Here is a 22,976-nt window from a genome sequence, read left to right on the forward strand (position 1 = left end):
CATGAAGAAAGTCAGTATTATTGGGGGAACAGGTTCGATCGGGACACAGACGCTGGACGTCATTGCCGCCAATCCTGAACAGTTTCAACTCGTCAGTTTTGCGTTCGGGAAAAATATTGACGTTGCAGTTCCATGGTTGAATCGTTTACGTCCGATGCTTGTCTCCGTCATGGACGAAGTGACGCGCGGACAGTTGCAAAAGCTACTCGACTATCGTCCGACAATTTTGACGGGCGATCAAGGCTTGATTGACGTCGCAACAATGGAAGAAGCAGATATTGTCATCACGGCAGTCGTCGGTGCAGTCGGTCTCCGTCCGACGCTCGCAGCGATTGAAGCAGGAAAAACGATTGGTCTCGCGAATAAAGAAACCTTGGTTACTGCTGGACATCTTGTCATGAAAAAAGCACGTGAAAAAGGTGTTGCTATCTTACCTGTCGATAGTGAGCATGCAGCGATTTTCCAATGTTTGAATGGAGAACGACGTGAAGATGTCCGTCAAATTATTTTAACGGCATCTGGCGGTAGTTTCCGTGACATGACGCGCGATCAATTGGCGGATGTTACGGTCGAGCAAGCGCTGAATCATCCGAACTGGTCGATGGGGGCGAAAATTACGATTGATTCTGCAACGATGATGAATAAAGGGTTCGAAGTCATTGAAGCCCACTGGTTGTTTGATGTTGCGTATGAAGAAATCGATGTCGTCATTCACCGAGAGTCAATCATTCACTCGATGGTCGAGTTCAATGATGGTGCCGTCATGGCACAGCTCGGTATGCCGGATATGCGTGAACCGATTCAATATGCCCTTACATATCCGTCCCGCCTTGAAATCAAAGGGGGAGAACGGTTAAACTTAAAAGAAATCGGACGCTTGAACTTTGCTGAAGCTTCATTTGAACGCTATCCCTTATTACGCCTCGCTTTTGAAGCGGGTAGTGCGGGGGGTTCGATGCCTTCAGTACTTAATGCCGCGAACGAACAAGCCGTTGACCGCTTTTTAAAAGGGGAAATCAGCTTTTTAGAAATCGAAGTGAGTGTTGAAGCTGCGTTACGGGCGCATGAACTGATCAACGATCCGTCTTTGGATCAAATTTTAGAGGCGGATCGTTGGGCACGTGCGTTTGTCGCGTCACTTTCACTCGCTAACTAAGGATGGGATAGCAATGACGACCTTTATTTCGATCGTATTGATGTTCGGTGTACTTGTTGCCGTACATGAATGGGGTCATCTCGTAATGGCGAAGCGCGCTGGAATCCTTTGCCGGGAGTTCGCGATCGGCTTTGGACCGAAAATCTTCTCGTTTTTCAAAAATGAGACATTGTATACGGTTCGCCTCTTGCCAATTGGCGGATATGTTAAGATGGCTGGCGAAGAACCAGAGTTCGTTGAAGTCAAACCTGGTCAGGCTGTTGGCTTAGGCATGAACGAGGGCCTTGTCGACGCGATCTATTTAGATGCAAGCCATCCGAAGGCAGACCAAGTCGTGACGGTCGAACGGATTGATTTATTGCACAAGTTAGAGCTCGTTGGGTTACAAGACGAAGTCTCGACACGATACGATATTTCAAAAACCGCCTTCCTCGTCGAAGGGCAGACACGAACACAAATTGCGCCGTACGACCGGACATTTGGTTCGAAATCCGTTTTTAAACGGGTACTTGCGATTGCTGCCGGACCAGCGATGAACTTTGTTCTCGCCTTCATCATCTTATTTGGATTAGCGTTGTACAACGGTTCTCCAACGGGTGAAAGTGTCATCGGGACCGTCCAAAAAGATTCGCCGGCGGACCAAGCAGGGCTCGTCGAAGGCGACCGGATCGTTTCCGTCAACGGAGACGAGACGACAAAATGGGAAGACCTTCGTGCTGGCTTCCAAGATGAAGCTGGAAAAGAAACGACCGTCGTCTATGAGCGGGATGGTCAAGAAACAACAACACAAATTACGCCGAAAATTCAACAACAAGGCGATCAAAAAGTCGGAATCATCGGTGTGACGAACGAGACGGAAAAGTCGTTCGGGACGGCACTCGAAACGGGTGTAACGGAAACATGGCGGATGTCGACGTTAATTGTCGGCGCAGTCGGTGACTTAGTGACAGGGGTCGTTGGTGTCGATCAACTATCAGGTCCTGTCGGAATCGTCAAGATGACGGACCAGGTAGCGGACAGCGGATTTTCGATGCTCTTGACGTGGACAGCTCTATTGTCCGTCAACTTAGCGGTCTTTAACCTATTACCACTACCCGCGCTTGACGGTGGTCGATTACTCTTCCTCTTCCTCGAAGCGTTACGCGGCAAACCGGTCGACCCGCAAAAAGAAGGGCTCGTGCACTTCGTTGGATTTGCACTGCTCATGCTCTTGATGCTCGTCGTCACATGGAATGACATCCAGAAGTTCTTTTAATCTTTCAATCAAAGGGGTTCACGACTCATTATGAAACAATCGAAAATGTTTATGCCAACATTGCGTGAAGTACCATCAGACGCAGATGCTATTAGCCATCAACTATTATTACGTGCGGGTTTTGTCCGTCAAAATGCAGCAGGAATTTACTCATACTTGCCACTTGCGAAACGTGTCTTAGCGAAGATTGAGACGATCATTCGTGAAGAGATGGATGCGGCTGGGGCACAAGAGCTATTGATGCCAGCTATTCAACCGGCAGAGCTATGGGAAGAAACTGGGCGCTGGGACATTTACGGACCTGAATTGATGCGCTTGACAGACCGTCATGATCGACGGTTCGCGCTCGGTGCGACACATGAAGAATTAATTACGTCAATCGTTCGGGATGAGTTGAACTCGTACAAAAAATTACCGGTCAATCTGTTTCAGATTCAAATGAAGTATCGTGACGAACGTCGCCCACGGTTCGGTCTCTTGCGCGGGCGTGAGTTCATCATGAAAGATGCGTATTCGTTCCATGCGACACAAGAAAGCCTGGATGACGAATACCAAAACATGTTTGAAACATACAATAAAATCTTTACGCGTGTCGGATTAGAGTTCCGCCCTGTCGTTGCCGATTCGGGTGCGATTGGTGGAAGTGGCACACATGAATTCCATGCACTTGCAGCAATCGGTGAAGATACGATTGTTTATTCCGATCAGTCGGATTACGCAGCAAACCTGGAGATGGCAGAAGCTGTTGACGCGTACGACGTACAAGGCAAAGCACCGGAAGCACTGGAAACCGTTAATACAGGAGAAGCGAAAACGATTGAAGCGGTAGGCGAGTTCCTGCAGGTACCGGCAACCGAATCAATCAAGACGGTCGTCTTCAAGACGGAACAAGGTCTCGTCATGGCCCTCGTCCGGGGTGATCACGAAGTCAATGACATTAAATTGAAAAACTACCTTGGTGCGCTTGATATCACGATGGCTTCTGATGAGGAAATCGAACAAGCACTGCATTCGAAACCGGGCACGCTCGGTCCGATTGGAGCAGACATGCAGGTCGTGGCGGATTATGCTGTCCGCGCTTTGACAAACGCAGTTTGTGGAGCGAATAAAGCGGAAACGCATTACATCCATGTAAATCCAAGTCGTGATTTCGAAGCGGAATATACAGATTTGCGCTTCGTCGAAGAAGGCGATGCTTCACCAGACGGCGAGGGGCACGTCAAGTTCGCCCGCGGTATCGAAGTCGGACAAGTCTTCAAACTCGGGACACGCTACTCGCAAGGAATGGGTGCGACGTTCCTTGATGAAGGTGGAAAAGCGCAACCCCTTATCATGGGTTGTTACGGCATCGGTGTTTCACGGACACTTTCTGCCGTCGTCGAACAGCATTATGATGAGCGTGGTATCATTTGGCCGAAAGCGATTGCTCCGTATGATGTGCATTTGATTGCCGTCAATGGGAAAAACGCTGAGCAAATGGAAGTGGCAGAAAACGTCTACCGTCAACTGACGGCTGCTGGATTCTCTGTTCTGTTTGACGATCGGAAAGAACGGGCTGGCGTGAAATTCGCAGATGCTGATTTAGTTGGCTTACCTGTTCGAATCAACGTCGGGAAAAAAGCGGCAGACGGAATCGTTGAGCTGAAAGCACGCCGCGGCGGCGAAGCAGAAGAAATTGAACAAGGAAATCTCGTTCAGGCTGTTCGTTCGCTGTATGAAGGTTTAGAATAAGTAATGGGAACGGTCACTTAAAACGTTTAAGTGACTGTTTTCTTGTCTCACACCCATTCGCCCCTTGGGCAATCTGCAAGAGGAGGAGGAGTTGCTGTCACGGTGTGATGCGATAGGACAGCACAATTGCGAGTGGATACACAACAACGCATGTCGCTTTTAATGAGTGATTTAGATTTACCGACAGGAATTACTGAAGAATATTTTACGGGGGCTACCCTTGAGAAGCTCCGTGTCAATAAAAGCAATTCAACGTGGACGTTCCAAATTCGAATTCCGAAGATTTTGCCGCAAAACGTCTATCAGATGTTTTTCAGTCGTTTGACGAGTCGTTATCAACAATTTGCGGAAGTCAAATTAAACCTCGTTTCGGACGATCGTCCGGAAAGCAAACTTTTCATCGACTACTGGCCGTACGTCGTTCAGGATTTAGCTGATGCGTCTGCAGCGATGCGGACCCAGCTCAGTCGTGTTTTGCCAGAGTTTAGGGAAAATAAACTCTTCATCCCTGTTCGGAGTGAACCGGAAGCTGGTTTTTTAAAGAATGATCTGTGTGGAGAGATGCAATTATTATACGGTGCCTATGGATTTCCGAAGTTTGTTTGTGAACCGATTGTCCAGATGGATCAATCGACGCAAGAGGCATTACGCAATCAAGTCAAACAAGAGGACATCGAGGAAGCGAAACGGATGCTCGAGCTTCAATTCAAACGTGAGCAGTCGCGCGATGATGATGAGGGACCGGTCGACATTCGGATCGGAAAACCGATTCAAGATGAAATCGTGCCGATTAAGACGATTCAAGATGAAGAACGTCGGATTGCGATTCGGGGACTTGTCTTCTCAGCAGAGAGCCGGGAATTACGAAGTGGAAAAACGATCTTTACGTTTAAATTGACCGACTATACCGATTCGCTTGTCGTCAAGATGTTTGCACGAGATGAAACGGACGTCAAAGTCCTATCAGCAATTAAAAAAGGCATGTGGATTCAAGTGGCTGGACGAGTCGAGTTCGACACCTTCCTCCGCGATCTCTGTATGATGATTGCACAATTGTCTGAAGTGAAGGTTGAACTTCCGGGTGACCCTTGGACAGGTGAGAAGCGTGTCGAATTGCACGCGCACTCGCAAATGAGTCAGATGGATGCTGTCATGAACGTGACGAAGTACGTCGAACGTGCTGCTGCTTGGGGACACCCGGCCGTCGCCATCACAGATCACGCGGGAGCGCAAAGCTTCCCGGATGCCTATTATGCCGGAAAGAAAAATGACATTAAGGTATTGTATGGAATCGAAGCGAACGTCGTCAATGATGGTGTCCAAGTTGCCTATAACCCGGTCGATCGCAGTCTTGAGGACGCGACGTTCGTCGTCTTTGACGTCGAGACAACCGGATTATCAGCGATGTATAACAAAATCATCGAATTAGCTGCCGTGAAAATTTATGACGGAGACGTGATTGATAAATTCGAAGCATTCGCTGATCCGAAACACTTATTATCTGCGACGACGATCGATTTGACGGGCATCACCGATGACATGGTCCGTGGGAAACCGGATCCGGAACAAGTCGTCAAGGAATTCATGGACTGGGCGGGGGATTCGATTCTTGTCGCCCATAATGCGGCCTTTGACATCGGATTTTTGAATGCGACGCTTCGTTCTGGTGAACATGACGAATCGACATTGCCCGTTATCGATACGCTTGAACTGGCACGTGTCTTGATGCCGACACTGAAGAATCACCGTTTGAATACGCTCGCGAAACGGTTTGATATCGAACTGACACAACATCACCGTGCGATTTATGATGCGGAAGCAACCGGCTACTTGATGTTGAAGTTATTGCAAATGGCAGATGAGATGTTCAACATGACAACGCACTTGTCGCTCAACCGGGAGATGGGAAAAGACATTTCTCGGACGCGTCCATATCATGCGACCGTCTATGCTAAAAATCGGACGGGGCTAAAAAATCTCTACCAGCTCATCTCGCTTGCGCATACGAAACACGTCCATCGTGTCGTTCGGACGCCACGTTCGCAGCTCGTTGCGCACCGGGAAGGTTTAATCATCGGCTCTGCGTGTGACAATGGGGAAGTGTTTGATGCGGCGCTCAATAAATCGGATGAAGATTTAGCGAAGGTCATGCAGTTTTATGATTTCATCGAAATTCAGCCGCCGGCGATGTACGGTCATTTAATCGAGCGGGAAATCGTTCAAAATGAACTCGAACTTCGTGAGTTGATCAAAAAAGTCATCCGGGTCGCAGAAGAAAACGACATCCTGCCGGTCGCGACAGGGAACGTACATTATCTCGATCGCCATGACGCGACGTACCGTGAAGTTTTGATTCGGACGCAAGGTGGGGCAAATATGCTCAACATGCGGAAACAGCTTCCCCCGGCTCATTTCCGGACAACGCAGGAAATGATGGAAGACTTCCGGTTCCTTGCACCGGATCTTGCAGAACGTCTTGTCGTCACGAATAGTCAGAAAGTCGCTGAGATGTTCGAAAACATCGATATCATCCCGAAAGATCTCTTTACTCCTAAAATTGACGGTGCTGATGATGAGGTTCGCAATCTGTCCTACGACATGGCACATAAAATTTATGGGGAGACGTTACCGGAAATCGTCGAAGCCCGACTCGAAAAGGAATTGAAATCAATCATCGGCCATGGTTTTGCCGTCATCTATTTGATTTCGCATAAACTCGTAAAAAAATCGCTTGATGATGGGTACCTTGTCGGATCGCGTGGTTCTGTCGGATCGAGTCTCGTCGCGACGATGACGGAGATCACGGAAGTTAATCCATTACCGCCGCATTACGTCTGTCCGAACTGTCAAGAATCCGAGTTCTTCGATGATGGGTCGGTCGGATCCGGATTCGATTTACCGGATAAGGAATGTAAGACGTGTCAAATTCCATTGACGAAAGACGGACACGACATCCCGTTCGAAACGTTCCTTGGGTTCAAGGGGGATAAAGTACCGGATATCGATTTGAACTTTAGTGGGGAGTACCAGCCGAAAGCCCATGCCTATACGAAAGTCTTGTTCGGGGATGATTATGTCTACCGTGCAGGGACGATCGGGACGATCGCCGAAAAAACAGCCTATGGGTATGTGAAGGGGTATCAGTCGGAAAATGATTTAAATTACCGTAACGCGGAAGTCGACCGGCTCGTCAGCGGGGTGACAGGTGTCAAGCGGACGACAGGACAGCACCCCGGCGGTATCATCGTTGTCCCGGACTACATGGACATCTATGATATCAGTCCGATCCAGTTCCCGGCGGACGATATGGGATCGGAATGGAAAACGACACACTTTGACTTCCACTCGATTCACGATAATCTACTGAAACTTGATATTCTCGGACACGATGACCCGACGATGATTCGGATGCTGCAAGATTTATCCGGTCGTGATCCGAAAACGATTCCCGTCGATGACGCCGAGGTCATGAAAATTTTCAGTTCGACGGAATCGATTGGTGTCACACCGGAACAGATTGATTCGAAAACCGGAACGCTCGGGATTCCAGAGTTCGGGACGAAGTTCGTTCGACAGATGCTTGAAGAAACGAAACCGACGACGTTCTCGGAACTCGTCCAGATTTCCGGTCTGTCGCACGGAACGGACGTTTGGCTCGGGAATGCCAGTGAGTTGATTTATAACGGAACCTGTGAACTGAAAGACGTCATCGGCTGCCGGGATGACATCATGGTCTACTTGATTTATGCCGGTCTTGAGCCGTCGCTTGCCTTTAAAATCATGGAATCCGTCCGTAAAGGAAAAGGGCTCTCGATTGAGATGGAAGAAGCGATGATTGAAAACAGTGTACCCCTTTGGTACATCGACTCGTGTAAAAAAATCAAGTACATGTTCCCGAAAGCCCACGCTGCAGCTTACGTTTTGATGGCGGTCCGGATTGCCTATTACAAAGTCCACCATCCGATGTACTACTACGCATCGTACTTCACGGTCCGAGCGGGTGACTTTGACATCGGCGCGATGAACAAAGGAACAGCTGCCGTCCGAAAAGTTTTACAAGATATCAAAGATAAAGGATTCGAGGCGACGGCGAAGGATAAAGGACTCTATACGGTTCTTGAAATTGCGCTTGAGATGATTGAACGCGGCTTTACGTTCCAAAAAGTCGATTTGTATAAGTCGAGCGCCAGTGAATTCCTAATTGAAGGTGATTCGCTGTTACCACCGTTCGACGCCGTGACAGGGCTCGGAACAAATGCGGCAAAACAAATCGTCGAGGCCCGAAAAGGTGGCGAGTTCCTGTCGAAAGAAGATTTACAGAAACGTGCCAAATTATCGAAAACGATTATCGAAACGCTCGACAATCTTGGTTGTCTCGAAGGTCTTCCGGACGAGAACCAGCTTTCGTTATTTGACCTGTAAAGCCAGGCGGAGACTTGCTTAGAGCGGTTCATTATGCTATATTGAGTGAGGAAATGTTTTTTATACTACGACTTGGAAGGAGTAGGGGGACCTGCTCCTTTCTTGTTTGTTTTTTGAAGGAGGATGAAGATGACGAACGTAACTGAGAAGGTCGAGGCGCTCGCAAAACCAATCGTGGAACGAGAGGGGATGGAGCTTGTCGACGTCGAATTCGTCAAAGAGGGGGCGGATTGGTTCCTACGTGTCTCCATCGATAAGGAAGGTGGCGTTGACCTTGAAGATTGTGTCAACATCAACGAACAGTTATCGGAAGCATTGAATAATGATGATCCGATTGACGAACCCTATTATCTAGATGTTGCCAGTCCAGGTGCAGAACGACCACTCAAAAAAGCGGAAGATTTCGAAAAGGCGATTGGTAAACATATCTACGTCAAAACGAATGATCCGGTTAAAGATGCTACCGAATTTGAAGGAACGTTACTTGCGTATAACGACGAAATGCTTGAAATCGAAGTCCGCGTAAAAACACGAAAATTGAAAATTGAAATACCGGTGACCAAGATCGCGATGGCGCGACTTGCGGTACTGTTCTAAGGAAAGGAAGAGAACGATGGGACCACAGCTACTCGAAGCAATCGAGCAAATTGCAAAAGAAAAAGAAATCGATAAGAACATCATCATCGATGCGTTAGAACAAGCATTGATTTCAGCTTACCGCCGGAACTTCGGTAAAGAGTCGGAGGCAGTCAAGGTTGAGTTCGACCAAAAAACAGGAGAGATTCGTGTCTTTGCACTGAAGGAAGTCGTCGAACGGTTGACACAACCGGAAGAGCAACTTTCGCTAGAAGAAGCGCATGAAATCGATCCGACCTATGAACTAGGAGACTTCCATAAAGTTGAAGTCACACCGGGAGATTTCGGACGTGTCGCGGCACAGACGGCAAAACAAATCGTCACACAAAAAATGCGTGAAGCAGAGCGCGAGCGCATCTACAATCACTTTGCGGATCGTGAAGATGAAATCATGACGGGGATGGTCGAACGCCAAGACGCACGTAACCTCTATGTTAATCTCGAGGGAATCGAAGCGGTTCTATCAACACATGAACAAATGCCGAATGAACGGTTCGGTATTCGGGAATACATCAAAGTATACGTGACGAAAGTCGACCCAATGGTGAAAGGGTCTGGCGCATCGATTCTTGTATCACGGACACACCCCGGCTTACTCAAACGCTTGTTTGAGATTGAAGTGCCGGAAATCGCTGATGGCGAAGTCGAAGTGAAATCTGTTGCGCGTGAAGCCGGAGATCGCTCAAAAATCGCGGTCGCGTCAGATGATATCGACCCGGTTGGTGCGTGTGTCGGTCAAAAAGGGGCACGTGTTCAAAACATCGTCAACGAATTGAACGGTGAAAAAATTGACATCGTTCGCTATTCCGATGATCCGAAAGAATATGTGGCCAATGCCTTGAGTCCTGCTCAAGTCGTCGGCGTGTATGTCAACGAACCGGCGAAGGCGACAATCGTCGTCGTGCCTGATTTCCAATTGTCACTCGCAATCGGGAAACGCGGACAAAATGCACGTCTTGCGGCGAAACTGACGGGATGGAAAATTGATATCAAGAGTGAGTCAGAAGCAGAATCGATGGGTCTTCGTGATGTGTTCCTTAAAGATGAAGCAGTTGACGTGGAAGCGGTCCAAGTCGAAGGCGAGGAATAATTCGTGCAAAAGAAGGTACCTTTACGTAAATGCGTCATCACACAAGAAATGAAAACCAAAAAAGAGCTAATTCGCGTCGTTCGAACACCTGACAGTGAGGTTGTCATCGATCTTAATGGTAAGATGAATGGGCGAGGTGCCTATTTAACGAAAGATGTAGCTGTCATTACTAAGGCGAAAAAGAAGCGAACGCTCGATCATCATTTAAAAGTCAAGACGACAGATGAATTATATGATCAATTGCTTGAGATCGCGGGAGGTATACATGAGTAAATGGGAATCGCTACTTGGTCTCGCGAACCGAGCGCGGAAAGTGACGACTGGAGAAGAACTCGTGCTGAAAGAAGTACGGGGAGGACAAGCGAAGCTTGTCCTCTTAGCAGCAGATGCGGGGGCTGCCACGCGTAAAAAGGTTACGGATAAATGTACAAGTTATCATGTCCCATATCTTGAAGTCGGGGATCGTTCGATTCTTGGCCATGCACTAGGGAAAGATGCGCGTGTTGTCGTGTCAGTCAATGAAGCCGGATTTGCGAAAAAGCTAACTGAACTCCTCTCGAACGACTAATTGGAGGTGGATCCTTTGGGTAAACGTGTATACGAATTCGCTAAGGAACAAAACGTAACAAGTAAGCAGGTCATCGCACAGCTTGAAAAGCTTGAGAAACCCGTCAAGAATCATATGGCAGTATTAGATGAACAGACAGTACAGCAACTCGACAAAGTATTTAATCCCGAGAAACATCGGGCTCAAAAAACGGAGGCTCCAAAACAAGTGAAATCAGACAATAAACCGAACAGACCAGGAACTACTACTAATAAACCAGCAGGCAATCAATCACGTAATACAAAAGGCGGACGTCCAGAATTCGGAAACCGCAACAACCGCGGTGGAAAACGTCGTCCGAACCAGAAAAAAGCAGAACCACGCAAGTTAGAAGTCGCTGACCCGAACTCGAAATCAAGTCAACGGAAAGCAGCACGCCGTGCACAAGAAGAAGCGATGGCGAACGTCGTTCAATACGCGGATAACTTGACGGTCGGTGAACTTGCTGAAAAAATGGCGAAAAAACCAAACGAACTCATCATGAAATTGATGGGCATGGGCGTCATGGCGACAATCAACCAAGATCTCGACGATGAGACGGTTGAATTGCTAGCATCAGACTTCGGTTTCGAAGTTGAAAAATCAGTCCAAGTCGACGAAACGGATTTCGATGCGTATGAACTCGACCTTGATAACTACGAACTCTCGGAACGTCCTCCTGTCGTTACGATCATGGGTCACGTTGACCATGGTAAAACAACACTTCTTGACTCGATCCGTAATACGAAAGTAACAGCGGGCGAAGCAGGTGGGATTACGCAGCACATCGGAGCATATCAAGTTGAAATCGATAACAAAAAAATCACATTCCTCGATACACCAGGTCACGCAGCGTTTACAACGATGCGGGCACGTGGTGCAGATGTGACGGATATCGCAATCATCGTCGTTGCAGCAGATGATGGTGTCATGCCACAGACGGAAGAAGCGATTAGTCACGCTAAAGCAGCAGGCGTACCAATCATCGTTGCCGTCAACAAGATGGATAAAGAAGGAGCGAATCCGGACCGCGTCAAGCAAGAATTGACAGAGTTCGAACTCGTTGCGGAAGATTGGGGCGGCGATACGATTTTCGTACCGGTTTCTGCTCTTAAAGGCGAAGGAATCGATGAGTTACTCGAAATGATTCTTCTCGTCTCAGAAGTTCAAGAATACAAATCAACACCAGAAATGCACGGGCGTGGTACGGTCATCGAGGCGAAACTCGATAAAGGTCGTGGACCGGTTGCGACGTTACTCGTCCAGCACGGGACACTTCGCGTTGGAGATCCAGTCGTCGTCGGTCATACGTTCGGTCGTATCCGGGCAATGGTCAACGATATCGGTCGCCGTGTGAAAGAAGTCGGTCCATCAACACCAATCGAAATTACAGGCTTAAACGATGTACCAAAAGCCGGTGATCAATTCTTCGCGTTTGAAGATGAGAAAAAAGCGCGTCAAATCGGTGAAGCACGTTACCAACGTGAAATCGAAGCACAACGTCGCGATTCGGCGAAAGTCAGCCTCGAAGATCTCTTTGATCGTATCAAAGAAGGCGAAGTCAAGGACTTAAACATCATCATCAAAGGTGACGTTCAAGGTTCAGTCGAAGCCCTCGCTGGTTCACTCAAGAAAATTGATGTCGAAGGCGTTAAAATCAACATCGTTCACTCAGGTGTTGGTGCCATCACAGAAGGTGATGTCATCCTCGCTTCAGCAGCGAACGCGATCATCATCGGTTTCAACGTCCGTCCAGACGGCAACGCGAAATCAATGGCAGATCAAGAAAAAGTTGAGATTCGTCTTCACAAAATCATCTACAATGCGATTGAAGAAATCGAACAAGCGATGAAAGGGTTACTTGATCCTGAATTCGTTGAGAAAATCATTGGACAAGCTGAAGTCCGTGACGTCATCAAAGTTTCGAAAGTCGGAACGATTGCTGGTGGTTACGTGACTGAAGGTAAGCTGACACGTGCAGCAGGTGTTCGTGTCGTCCGTGACAGCATCGTTATTTATGAAGGGAAACTTGATACACTACGTCGCTTTAAAGACGACGTCAAAGAAGTCGCAACCGGCTACGAATGTGGAATCAAGATTGAGAAATATGACGACATCAAAGTCGATGACGTTATCGAAGCCTTCATCATGGAAGAAGTAAAACGGAAGTAACAGAACGGAGAATATCCGAACTGGAGGGAATTCACATGAGTGTACGTTCAAATCGTGTTGCAGAACAAGTTCGTAAAGAGATTACGCAAATGCTCATCAAAGACGTCAATGATCCCCGTGTCAAAGCGATTACCGTAACAGGTGTCGAAGTGACGGGTGATTTACAGCAAGCAACGATTTTTTATTCAGTGCTTGGTGACGAGAAAGTACGCGAAGAGGCACGGATCGGTCTTGAAAAATCAAAAGGATTCATGCGTAAAGAAATTGGGTCACGCATCCGGTTACGCAAAACTCCTGAATTGATGTTCGAGATTGATACATCGGTCGAGTATGGATCGCGGATTGATGAGTTGCTCCGGAACTTGAACAAAGATTGACACATGAACAGGGCAACCACAGGCGTGGTTGCCCTTTTTTTAGGAGATGATGAGAGATGGAACCGATTGGTGTACTACCGTTAGACAAACCAGCGGGTATGACGAGTCACGATTGTGTATTTAAATTGCGCCGTTTGTTTCAAACAAAGAAAGTCGGACATACCGGCACGCTTGATCCTGAAGTCACAGGCGTCTTACCGATTTGTTTAGGACGGGCGACAAAACTTGCGCGGTTCATCACGGATGAAGGAAAACGGTATGTAGCGGAAGTGACGCTTGGTTTTTCGACGACGACAGAAGATGCCCATGGGGAAACGGTCGAGACGACTGGCGTGATGCAAGGGGCAGTGACGGAAGCGCAAATCGATTTAGTTCTCGGGCAATTGACTGGGCAAATCGAACAGACCCCGCCGTACTACTCTGCTGTTAAAGTCAATGGAAGAAAGCTATACGAATATGCACGAAAAGGAATCGAAGTCGAACGACCAACGCGCGTCGTTGAGATTCACGAATTAAAACGAACGTCTCCTTTGACGTTCGATCACAACACGTGCCGCTTTCACATGAAGATTGCCTGCGGAAAAGGAACCTATATCCGGACGCTCGCTGTTCAAATCGGAGAGTTGCTCGGTTATGCAGCGCACATGAGTCACTTGCGACGAACGGCGTCGGGTGCGATTGAAGAGGGTGATACGGTCACACTTGCGATGCTCGAAGGCTGTGAGACGGTCGAGGAGCGGATGGCGTACGTTTTACCAATTGAACAAGTCATTCAAAAGTGGCCACGGATGACTGTTGACGCTGAAACGGCAGCTCGGGTTTTAAACGGAGCAAAGCTTGCAAGCATTCCGGATGAATTCGAACTGTTTACTGTCTATAATGAAGAGGACGTACCGTTAGCGATTTATCGCCGAGACCCTGAAATCAATATGGGGCGTGTCGAGGTCATGTTACAAATCGATTAAGATCGGAGAGATAGGGATGGAAATCATTCATTTAACATATCCGGAAAAACCGGTAGCGGAGTCGGGAGTCATTGCACTTGGATTCTTTGATGGGGTTCACCTAGGGCATCAACATGTCTTGCAAACGGCAATCGAGAAAGGCGAGGAGCTCAATCTCCCTGTCACTGTGATGACGTTTGACCCGCACCCGAAGCAGGTCCTCGGAAAAAGTGACGATCAAATCCGTTACATCACCCCGCTTGATCGAAAGCTCGAGAAGATGGCGGACCTCGGAATCGACCGGGCTTACGTGATTGAGTTCACGATTGCGTTTTCCGAGTTGTCCCCGCAAGAGTTCGTCGATACGTACTTGATTGCGGCGGGTGCGAAACATATCGTCGCCGGATTTGACTATTCTTACGGACGATTCGGAGCTGGAAAGATGGCAACACTCGATTTCCATAGTCGCGGTCAATTCACACACACGACTGTCGCTGAACAGCAAGCAGATGATGAAAAAGTCAGTTCGACGCGGATTCGAAAGCTGTTAGCGGCTGGTGAAGTCGAAGCGGCAGCCAGTTTACTCGGGGAACCGTATCAAATTAAAGGGACAGTCATTCATGGAGATGCACGAGGAAGACAAATCGGCTTTCCGACTGCTAATATCCGTCCGGAGTTTGCGTATGTCATTCCGAAACTCGGGGTATACGCGACACATGTCCATTTAGAAGATGGACGGACATTCCCCGCGATGACGAACATCGGACGGAGACCGACCTTTTATGAAACAGGAGAAGTCAGTGTGGAAACCCACTTACTTCAGTTTGACGAAGATTTATACGGTCAAGAATTAAAACTCGAGTGGATCGCCTATTTACGTGACGAACGGGCATTCGACGGGATCGAGAGCTTAAAAGCACAACTCGCTCAAGATAAAATCGAAGCGGCACGTCGTTTAAACGTTTGACAGAAGAATAGCGGTTCGTTATGATAAGTCAGTACGATCACGTACAGCCGATTGACTTGGCATCAGGTCTCACCATCCGATGCTCGGCAATACGGTCATTCAAAAGATGGAGGTGGAGTGACAATGGCACTCACTAAAGAACGTAAAAACGAAATTATCGAAGCTTATGCTACGAAACAAGGCGATACTGGTTCGCCGGAAGTACAAGTTGCTGTTTTAACTGAACAGATCACAACTTTGAACGATCACTTACGCACACACAAAAAGGATCACCACTCACGTCGTGGTCTCTTGAAAATGGTCGGTCGTCGCCGTAACTTGCTCACATACCTTCGTAACAAGGATGTTGCTCGTTACCGTTCATTGATCGAGCGTCTTGGTCTTCGTCGCTAATCCGACTAAAAGGACAAGTGGAAGCAGGAGCATTGTCTCCTGTTTCTTTTTTTTGCCGATTCGTGGACATTTGGCGCAAGAACCTACATAATTAGATTTGAATGAAAAAACGGATAGTAGTGAGAGGAGATTTGTGCATGTCACAAACAAAACAGACGTTTTCGACCGAACTCGGTGGACGTACTTTAACAATTGAAATCGGTCAACTGGCCAAACAAGCGAACGGGGCAGCGATGATTCGCTATGGCGAGACAGCCGTCCTCGCAACAGTCGTTGCGTCGAAGCAACCGAAAGACTTGGATTTCTTCCCATTAACAGTGAACTATGAAGAAAAATTATACGCAGCAGGTAAAATTCCAGGAGGTTTTTTAAAACGTGAAGGCCGTCCTGGAGAAAACGCGATTTTAACTTCACGATTAATTGACCGTCCGATTCGTCCACTCTTCCCAGAAGGATTCCGTCATGACATTCAAGTCGCGACGACAGTTCTTTCTTCAGATGCGGACAACTCGTCAGAAGTCGCAGCGATGATTGGTGCTTCGATTGCCCTTTCCATCTCGGATATTCCGTTTGACGGTCCAATCGCTGGTGTGACGATTGGTCGCGTTGATGGAGAGTTCATCATCAACCCAACGGCAAGTCAGTCGGAAGCAAGCGATATCGATTTACAAGTCGCAGGGACAAAACATGCCGTCAACATGGTCGAAGCCGGTGCGAAGGAAGTACCGGAAGAAGCGATGCTCGAAGCGATTCTTCTCGGACATGACGTCATCAAAGAATTGATTGCGTTCCAAGAGGAAATCGTTGCTGCCGTCGGGAAAGAGAAATTTGCCTACACGGTGTCATCATTTGATGAAGCACTTGTTGCGCGTCTGAAGACGGAAGCATTAGCAGAAGTCACGACAGCGGTTCAAGTCGAAGAAAAACAAGCGCGTGACGTCGCGATCAACGAAGTCATCTCAAAATATATTGATCTTTACGCAGCCGACGAGTCGGTCACGGAAGCACAACTTGCTGAAGTTTCTGGTGTATTGAATAAGTTCGTCAAAGCGGAAGTTCGTCGTCTCATCACAGAAGATAAAGTACGTCCGGATGGTCGTGGACTTGCTGAAATTCGTCCGCTCGACTCAGAAATCGGTCTTTTGCCACGTGCTCATGGTTCTGGACTCTTTACACGTGGTCAAACACAAGTCTTGTCTGTCGCGACGCTTGGTGTCGCTGGAGACGCACAAATCATCGATGGACTTGGTTTGAAAGAAGAAAAACGGTTCATGCACCATTACAACTTCCCGCCGTTCTCAGTCGGGGAAGCGCGTCCAATGCGTGCACCAGGTCGTCGTGAAATTGGTCACGGAGCACTTGGAGAGCGTGCCTTACAGCCTGTCTTGCCGTCAGAAACAGATTTCCCGTATACGATTCGTCTCGTCTCGGAAGTGCTTGAATCAAATGGATCTTCATCACAAGCCTCAATCTGTGGATCAATCCTCGCGATGATGGATGCCGGTGTCCCGCTTAAAGCACCAGTTGCAGGAATCGCGATGGGATTAATTAAAGAAGGCGAAAATTATTCAATCTTAACAGACATTCAAGGTATGGAAGATCACCTCGGCGACATGGACTTTAAAGTCGCAGGAACAAAAGATGGCGTAACTGCTTTACAAATGGATATGAAGATTGGCGGCATCACGCGTCAAATTCTTGAAGAGGCGCTCGAACAAGCACGCCTTGGCCGTTTGCACATTCTTGAACACATGAATTCGATCATTGCAGAACCACGTGTCGAGTTGTCGAAATATGCACCGAAAATCGTTACCCTCAAAATCAATCCGGATAAAATCCGTGATGTGATTGGACCCGGCGGTAAAGTCATCAATGCGATCATCGATGAAACAGGCGTCAAGATTGATATCGACCAAGATGGTACGGTCTTTATCGCATCGACAGATCAAGATGGCATTAATCGTGCACGTCAACTCGTCGAGGACATCGTTCGTGAAGTCGTCATCGGTGAAGAGTTTGACGGGACAGTCCGCCGGATTGAGAAATTCGGAGCGTTCGTTGAGTTGTTCAAAGGAAAAGACGCACTCGTCCACATCTCTGAGCTTGCACTTGATCGTGTCGGTCAAACGGAAGATGTCGTCAAACTCGGCGACAAGCTGAAAGTCCGTGTCACAGAAGTTGATGATAAAGGTCGTGTCAACGCCTCACATAAAATCCTTCTCGTTGAAGGAATGAGCGCGGAAGACCGTGCAGCATACGATGAAAAGAAAAAAACAGAGCGTGACAACCGCCCGCCACGTCGGGATACAGGATCTCGCCCACCACGTGAAGGACAACGTCCACCACGTCGTAACTAATGAAAACAAGGTGGCTCAACGGTGCGGATGTCGCAACGAGGGCCACCTTGTTTCCGATTCAGGAGGAAACTATTATGGTCGAACGGATACAGCTACAAAACGGAGTACGAATCATCATCGAACGGATGCCGAGCGCGCGGAGCGTAGCAACAGGAATTTTCATCAAGGCCGGCTCACGAACAGAAACGCTTGAGGAACATGGAATCAGTCATTTAATCGAACATATGGTCTTTAAAGGGACAGAACAGTTCTCGGCGAAAGAGATTGCGGTTTACTTCGACCGACTTGGTGGAAATATTAATGCATTCACAAGTAAGGATCAAACGTGTTATTACGTTAAGACATTAGATGAACATGCAGCGACGGCATTTGATGTCCTAGCGGATATGTTCCTCGACTCGACGTTCGACGAAGAAGAACTCGAAAAAGAGAAACGGGTCGTCATCGAAGAAATCAAGATGTACGAAGATACACCAGATGATCTCGTCCATGAACTGCTCGCAATCGCAGCCTATGGCGAGGACGTCATGGCGCGACCAATCCTTGGGACGGAAGAGAGTGTTCTTAAAATCAATCGGCAGATGATTACGGAATACATGAAACAGGCGTATGCACCGGACCAAATCGTCATCTCGATTGCGGGTCACGTATCGGATGCTTTAGTGGAACAAGTGAAGGAGCGGTTCAGTGTCATGACACCGAGTGAAACCTCGCGTCCGATTCAGCTTCCCGAACTAAAAAATGATGTAATCCGTAAGGAAAAGGATACAGAACAGGTCCATCTTTGTTATAATTTCCGTGCAATCGATTCTACGGACGATCGTTTACCGGGACTTGCATTATTGAATAATGCCTTTGGAGCGACGATGTCTAGCCGCTTATTCCAATCCATTCGTGAAGAACGCGGACTGGCGTACTCTGTCTTTTCGTACTACACGACATTTGACGACCATGGGACGTTCACGATTTACGTCGGTACTTCACACGAAACACTGAGGGAAGTCGAAGATGTCTTAGAAGCAGAAATCAAACTGTTGCTTGCGAATGGTTTGACGGATAAAGAAGTTGAAGATGGCATCGAGCAACTGAAAGGTTCACTCATTCTCGGGAATGAAGGAACATCAAGTCACATGAACCGAAATGCACGAAATGAACTTCATCTGGAAAAACACCCGACGTTAGAAGAAGTCATCGAAGAGGTGGAGCGCATCACTAAAGAAGATATTCAAGGATTGATCACACATATCTTCGAAGAACCACCAGCAAAAGCGTATATCTTACCGGAAATGGAAGAAGAAACCGTGTGAGAGAAGCTCTCAACTAAAAAAACCATACAGAAAACATGTTGTCGAGAAAGAAGGAATACCCTTGAATTTAGCTGAATTAATCGAAGCCATCCAAATTCAAAAAATTGAACGGATGGTAGATGCGGAAGTCGTCTCTTTGACGACAGATTCACGTGACGTGAAGCCTGGGACATTATTTGTCGCGATTAAAGGATATACAGTAGATGGACACGATTACGCTCGACAGGCTGAATCGAGCGGAGCAATTGCAATCATCGCTGAACACGCGCTCGATGTGACGATTCCTGTCATTCTTGTCAGAAGTACGACGCGGGCAATCGCTGAACTTGCAGGGAAATTCTATGATTATCCTTCCGAAAAAATGCGGATGATTGGCATTACAGGAACAAACGGAAAAACGACGACGACGACGATTGTTCGTGACGTCTTGGCGCGCCTAGGGCGTAAGACAGGAATCATCGGGACCGTCGAAGTGAAGATTGGTGACCGTGTCGTTCCAAGTCGGAATACGACGCCACAAAGCTCGGAACTGCAAGCATTTTTCCATCAGATGTACCAAGAGGGCGTTGAAGACGTCATTATGGAGGTATCGTCGCATGGATTAGAGCTAGGACGTGTCACGGGCGCAGATTTTGATGTGGCAGGATTTACGAACTTAACGCATGATCATCTCGATTTCCATAAGACGTTCGAAAACTACGCCCGCGCAAAAGGGTTATTGTTTGCACAACTCGGACAGCGCCTATCGGATGAAAAGGTAGCCGTCTTGAATGCAGACGATGCGACAAGTGAATTGTTTGAGATGATGACGGGTGCGCGCGTGTTAACATATGGCATTGATCAGCCCGCGGATTTGCAGGCACACAACATTACACAGACACTTCAAGAGACGACATTTACGATGGATTATCAAGAAGAGTCGATTGAATTGACGGTCCAATTCATTGGTCGTTTTAACGTCTATAACTTGTTGCTCGCAACAGGTATCTTATTATCACTCGGCTATCGTTTACCTGAGATTTCGAACGCGATCACTCAGATTCAGCCAGCCCAAGGGCGGATGCAACGTTTACCGATCGACGGGTATAATGTCTATGTCGATTACGCCCATACACCAGATGGAATCGAGCAATGTCTGAAGGCACTCGTCGATGTCCCGAAAGAGAAGATTATTTTCTTGATTGGAACAGGTGGAAATCGGGATGTGACGAAACGTCCGATGATGGGACAATTGGCATCGACCTATGCCGGGACGGTCATCGTCACGACGGATGATCCGCGCTTTGAGTCTTATGAGTCGATCACATCAGGGATTGCGTCAGGGATGCTTCATGACCAATTCGTCGAAATTGGCGATCGAGTCGAAGCCGTTCGATATGCAGCGAGTCTTGCACGTCCCGATAATATCGTCATTCTCGCAGGAAAAGGGCATGAAAAATATCAAATCATTGGTGACGAAAAAACACCACTCGACGAAGAACAAATCGTCAAAGAGATGATACGCCAATTGGAGGAAAAGCAGTGAATTATCAACCACTTGAATTAACGACAGAACGATTTGAAGCGTTTGTTAAAACACATCCAAAAGGGGACTTATTACAGTTGCCGGCATGGGGAGACGTCAAACAGGCGACAGGATGGACCCATCAGCGGATTGCTGTTGGAACGCCGGACGGTCAACCAATCGGTGTCGCTTTACTCTTATTTAAGCAAGTGCCGAAACTACCGTTTACGTTATGTTACGCACCGCGCGGATTTGTCGTCGATTATGCAAATAAAGAAGCCGTCACAGCACTGCGTGATCTCGCGATTAAGGTGGCAAAACAACATAAAGCCATCGCCATCAAATTGGATCCGAACATTGATCGTGATGAAGACCCGACACTGCTGACAGAAATGATGGCCCTCGGATTTAAGCACAATGGTTTTGGTGGCGGCTTCGATCATGCGCAACCGCGTTTTACGATGGAGACGAGCCTTGAAGGAACGGAGAAAGAAATCTTTGATCGGTTTCATTCAAAGTTTCGCTACAACGTCCGACTGGCTGAACGAAAAGGAATTGTTTGCTATGAAGCGAGTCGTGAAGAACTGAAAACGTTCGCGAAGTTGATGGTCGAAACGGGCGAACGGGACGGGTTCTCGATCCGTGGTCTTGACTACTTCGAAAATCTCTATGATCATTTGCGTCCGAACGGGGATGCGGCACTCTTTTTAACAAAACTTGATGCGGCGAAGGCACTTGAAAGCACGGAAGCATTATTGTTACAAGCTGATCGCGAATTGGCAAAAATCCACCGACAGCTTGAAAAGGAGACGACGGAGAAAAAAATCAAGAGTCTGAACAATCGTCTCGAACAGACGACAGCACAAATCGACAAGGCTGAGAAATCAAAAACTGAGTTGATGGCAATTGCCGCGAAGCATCCGGACGGCGTCATTCTCTCAGGTGGATTATTGACGCTTGCCGGTCGTCGTTCTTACTATTTATATGGTGCGTCGTCAAATGAGTATCGTGAGTTCATGCCGAATCACTTGATGCAGTGGACGATGATGCAGTATGCCAAAGCGCACGGCGCCGTATCGTATGATTTTGGTGGCGTCAGTGGATCGACGGACCCGGATGATCACTATGCAGGGTTATACGCATTCAAGTCGGGCTGGGGCAGTACGATGATTGAAAAAATCGGAGAATTTGATTACGTTCTCAACAAACCTCTTTATCTTGTGCTTGAAACAGGTCTACCGATTCTGAAGCGATTACGGAAGAAGTTTCGTCGCTAATGAAGAGAGGGACAATCTTTGCCTGGATCTTGTTTTTATTCGCGATGTTCGCGGTCGGGTTGTTTCTTGCCGCTTCAACAAATCGTTTGCCGTCTGTTCTACTAGACCAACCAGATTTAGGAATTGACAGCTGTCCCCGGGATGTAGCAGGGGAGAACCGTTTGATTAATGCTAGTCGCGACAACCTCAAACAGCTCCACCCAGCCGTCGAAGCAGGGGCAGAGGATTTGATTCGAATTAGCCACTCTTGCTACGATATTGATATTCGAATCACGCAAGGTTATCGCACTGAAAAACAACAGGATGCCCTCTATGCACAAGGTCGTTCAACGTCTGGTGACATCGTAACAAATGCGCGTGGCGGGGAATCAATGCATAACTACGGTCTAGCGATTGACTTCGTACAAATGATTGATGGCGGGATTTCATATGACATTGACTACGATGGCAATCAATCAGGCAAGAGTGATTGGCGAGAGGTCGCTGATGTTGGTAAAGCCCTTGGATTTGAGTGGGGTGGCGACTGGAAGCGTTTTGTTGATTATCCGCATTTCGAGATGAATTTCAATTATTCTTTAAGTGAATTGAAGTCCGGTGCACGACCGAGTAAGCAAGAAAAGGCCAATCGAACTGAGGAAATCGAGCACTTGCTTGAATCCTGATGAAGCGTCATACCGGACATGTTCTGATTCGGTATGACGTTTTTTTTTAATTTTCCTAGTCCCGTTGTTGGCAGGAAGGCAAAGTTCGGCTAGAATAGTGATAGTGATAAGTGGACGGCTCACGAAAAGTGAATACAAAT

At 47.7% G+C, this 22,976-nt stretch carries 18 protein-coding genes; all 18 read left to right on the forward strand.

What is annotated here, in order from left to right; all coding sequences use genetic code 11:
• Window position 1: 1 nt before the first annotated feature.
• The 18 genes from KNQ02_RS03940 to KNQ02_RS04030 all read left to right on the forward strand — a co-directional run bounded on the left by KNQ02_RS03940 (window position 2) and on the right by KNQ02_RS04030 (window position 22,836).
• A complete protein-coding gene (locus KNQ02_RS03940) occupies window positions 2-1,156 on the forward strand; it encodes a 1-deoxy-D-xylulose-5-phosphate reductoisomerase (protein WP_214765126.1) in 1,155 nt (384 codons plus the stop codon).
• A gap of 13 nt (window positions 1,157-1,169) precedes the next feature.
• Window positions 1,170-2,411 (forward strand): RIP metalloprotease RseP, encoded by a 1,242-nt coding sequence (gene rseP, locus KNQ02_RS03945; protein WP_088837348.1) that lies wholly within the window; start codon window positions 1,170-1,172, stop codon window positions 2,409-2,411.
• A 30-nt stretch (window positions 2,412-2,441) separates the two neighbouring features.
• Window positions 2,442-4,142 carry a proline--tRNA ligase gene (locus KNQ02_RS03950; protein ID WP_088837347.1) on the forward strand — a complete coding sequence of 567 codons (1,701 nt, stop codon included), beginning with the start codon at window positions 2,442-2,444 and terminating at the stop codon, window positions 4,140-4,142.
• A 150-nt stretch (window positions 4,143-4,292) separates the two neighbouring features.
• Window positions 4,293-8,564, forward strand: a complete 4,272-nt coding sequence (locus KNQ02_RS03955; protein ID WP_371816403.1) for a PolC-type DNA polymerase III — start codon at window positions 4,293-4,295, stop codon at window positions 8,562-8,564.
• A gap of 129 nt (window positions 8,565-8,693) precedes the next feature.
• Window positions 8,694-9,161 carry a ribosome maturation factor RimP gene (gene rimP, locus KNQ02_RS03960; protein WP_088837345.1) on the forward strand — a complete coding sequence of 156 codons (468 nt, stop codon included), beginning with the start codon at window positions 8,694-8,696 and terminating at the stop codon, window positions 9,159-9,161.
• Between the two features lie 16 nt (window positions 9,162-9,177).
• Window positions 9,178-10,290, forward strand: coding sequence for a transcription termination factor NusA (gene nusA, locus KNQ02_RS03965; protein WP_029330738.1), 1,113 nt, complete (start codon window positions 9,178-9,180; stop codon window positions 10,288-10,290).
• Between the two features lie 3 nt (window positions 10,291-10,293).
• Window positions 10,294-10,563 carry an RNase P modulator RnpM gene (gene rnpM, locus KNQ02_RS03970; protein ID WP_029330736.1) on the forward strand — a complete coding sequence of 90 codons (270 nt, stop codon included), beginning with the start codon at window positions 10,294-10,296 and terminating at the stop codon, window positions 10,561-10,563.
• A complete protein-coding gene (locus tag KNQ02_RS03975) occupies window positions 10,556-10,858 on the forward strand; it encodes a YlxQ family RNA-binding protein (protein ID WP_029330734.1) in 303 nt (100 codons plus the stop codon). Before rnpM ends, KNQ02_RS03975 begins: the two co-directional genes overlap by 8 nt.
• Before the next feature lie 15 nt (window positions 10,859-10,873).
• Window positions 10,874-13,048, forward strand: coding sequence for a translation initiation factor IF-2 (gene infB, locus KNQ02_RS03985; protein WP_029330732.1), 2,175 nt, complete (start codon window positions 10,874-10,876; stop codon window positions 13,046-13,048).
• A gap of 35 nt (window positions 13,049-13,083) precedes the next feature.
• Window positions 13,084-13,425, forward strand: coding sequence for a 30S ribosome-binding factor RbfA (rbfA, locus tag KNQ02_RS03990; RefSeq protein ID WP_029330730.1), 342 nt, complete (start codon window positions 13,084-13,086; stop codon window positions 13,423-13,425).
• A 56-nt stretch (window positions 13,426-13,481) separates the two neighbouring features.
• Window positions 13,482-14,390, forward strand: a complete 909-nt coding sequence (gene truB, locus KNQ02_RS03995) for a tRNA pseudouridine(55) synthase TruB (protein ID WP_214807328.1) — start codon at window positions 13,482-13,484, stop codon at window positions 14,388-14,390.
• A 16-nt stretch (window positions 14,391-14,406) separates the two neighbouring features.
• On the forward strand, window positions 14,407-15,336 hold the full coding sequence (locus KNQ02_RS04000; RefSeq protein ID WP_159172422.1) for a bifunctional riboflavin kinase/FAD synthetase: 930 nt from the start codon (window positions 14,407-14,409) through the stop codon (window positions 15,334-15,336).
• Window positions 15,337-15,459: 123 nt separating this feature from the next.
• Window positions 15,460-15,729 carry a 30S ribosomal protein S15 gene (rpsO, locus tag KNQ02_RS04005; RefSeq protein WP_023468676.1) on the forward strand — a complete coding sequence of 90 codons (270 nt, stop codon included), beginning with the start codon at window positions 15,460-15,462 and terminating at the stop codon, window positions 15,727-15,729.
• Window positions 15,730-15,866: 137 nt separating this feature from the next.
• Entirely contained in the window at window positions 15,867-18,086 is a 2,220-nt protein-coding gene (gene pnp, locus KNQ02_RS04010) for a polyribonucleotide nucleotidyltransferase (protein WP_214807330.1), read from the forward strand.
• A 74-nt stretch (window positions 18,087-18,160) separates the two neighbouring features.
• Window positions 18,161-19,393 carry a M16 family metallopeptidase gene (locus KNQ02_RS04015; protein ID WP_214807333.1) on the forward strand — a complete coding sequence of 411 codons (1,233 nt, stop codon included), beginning with the start codon at window positions 18,161-18,163 and terminating at the stop codon, window positions 19,391-19,393.
• A 61-nt stretch (window positions 19,394-19,454) separates the two neighbouring features.
• Window positions 19,455-20,918, forward strand: coding sequence for a UDP-N-acetylmuramoyl-L-alanyl-D-glutamate--2,6-diaminopimelate ligase (locus KNQ02_RS04020; RefSeq protein ID WP_088837340.1), 1,464 nt, complete (start codon window positions 19,455-19,457; stop codon window positions 20,916-20,918).
• Window positions 20,915-22,174, forward strand: coding sequence for a lipid II:glycine glycyltransferase FemX (locus KNQ02_RS04025; RefSeq protein ID WP_029330720.1), 1,260 nt, complete (start codon window positions 20,915-20,917; stop codon window positions 22,172-22,174). The genes KNQ02_RS04020 and KNQ02_RS04025 overlap by 4 nt, the downstream gene beginning before the upstream one ends.
• Window positions 22,174-22,836: a M15 family metallopeptidase gene (locus KNQ02_RS04030; RefSeq protein ID WP_251131906.1), complete on the forward strand. Its 663-nt coding sequence runs from the start codon at window positions 22,174-22,176 to the stop codon at window positions 22,834-22,836. The genes KNQ02_RS04025 and KNQ02_RS04030 overlap by 1 nt, the downstream gene beginning before the upstream one ends.
• Window positions 22,837-22,976: the final 140 nt, after the last annotated feature.

This window comes from Exiguobacterium sp. s102, from assembly GCF_018618635.1.
GTDB classification, from domain to species: domain Bacteria; phylum Bacillota; class Bacilli; order Exiguobacteriales; family Exiguobacteriaceae; genus Exiguobacterium_A; species Exiguobacterium_A oxidotolerans.

What these genes read in the sequence shown, in the direction of transcription:
- KNQ02_RS03940 (WP_214765126.1), top strand. Translation starts at nt 2, where the DNA reads ATGAAGAAAGTCAGTATTATTGGGGGAACAGGTTCGATCGGGACACAG.
- rseP (WP_088837348.1), top strand. Translation starts at nt 1,170, where the DNA reads ATGACGACCTTTATTTCGATCGTATTGATGTTCGGTGTACTTGTTGCC.
- KNQ02_RS03950 (WP_088837347.1), top strand. Translation starts at nt 2,442, where the DNA reads ATGAAACAATCGAAAATGTTTATGCCAACATTGCGTGAAGTACCATCA.
- KNQ02_RS03955 (WP_371816403.1), top strand. Translation starts at nt 4,293, where the DNA reads ATGTCGCTTTTAATGAGTGATTTAGATTTACCGACAGGAATTACTGAA.
- rimP (WP_088837345.1), top strand. Translation starts at nt 8,694, where the DNA reads ATGACGAACGTAACTGAGAAGGTCGAGGCGCTCGCAAAACCAATCGTG.
- nusA (WP_029330738.1), top strand. Translation starts at nt 9,178, where the DNA reads ATGGGACCACAGCTACTCGAAGCAATCGAGCAAATTGCAAAAGAAAAA.
- KNQ02_RS03975 (WP_029330734.1), top strand. Translation starts at nt 10,556, where the DNA reads ATGAGTAAATGGGAATCGCTACTTGGTCTCGCGAACCGAGCGCGGAAA.
- rbfA (WP_029330730.1), top strand. Translation starts at nt 13,084, where the DNA reads ATGAGTGTACGTTCAAATCGTGTTGCAGAACAAGTTCGTAAAGAGATT.
- truB (WP_214807328.1), top strand. Translation starts at nt 13,482, where the DNA reads ATGGAACCGATTGGTGTACTACCGTTAGACAAACCAGCGGGTATGACG.
- KNQ02_RS04000 (WP_159172422.1), top strand. Translation starts at nt 14,407, where the DNA reads ATGGAAATCATTCATTTAACATATCCGGAAAAACCGGTAGCGGAGTCG.
- rpsO (WP_023468676.1), top strand. Translation starts at nt 15,460, where the DNA reads ATGGCACTCACTAAAGAACGTAAAAACGAAATTATCGAAGCTTATGCT.
- pnp (WP_214807330.1), top strand. Translation starts at nt 15,867, where the DNA reads ATGTCACAAACAAAACAGACGTTTTCGACCGAACTCGGTGGACGTACT.
- KNQ02_RS04015 (WP_214807333.1), top strand. Translation starts at nt 18,161, where the DNA reads ATGGTCGAACGGATACAGCTACAAAACGGAGTACGAATCATCATCGAA.
- KNQ02_RS04030 (WP_251131906.1), top strand. Translation starts at nt 22,174, where the DNA reads ATGAAGAGAGGGACAATCTTTGCCTGGATCTTGTTTTTATTCGCGATG.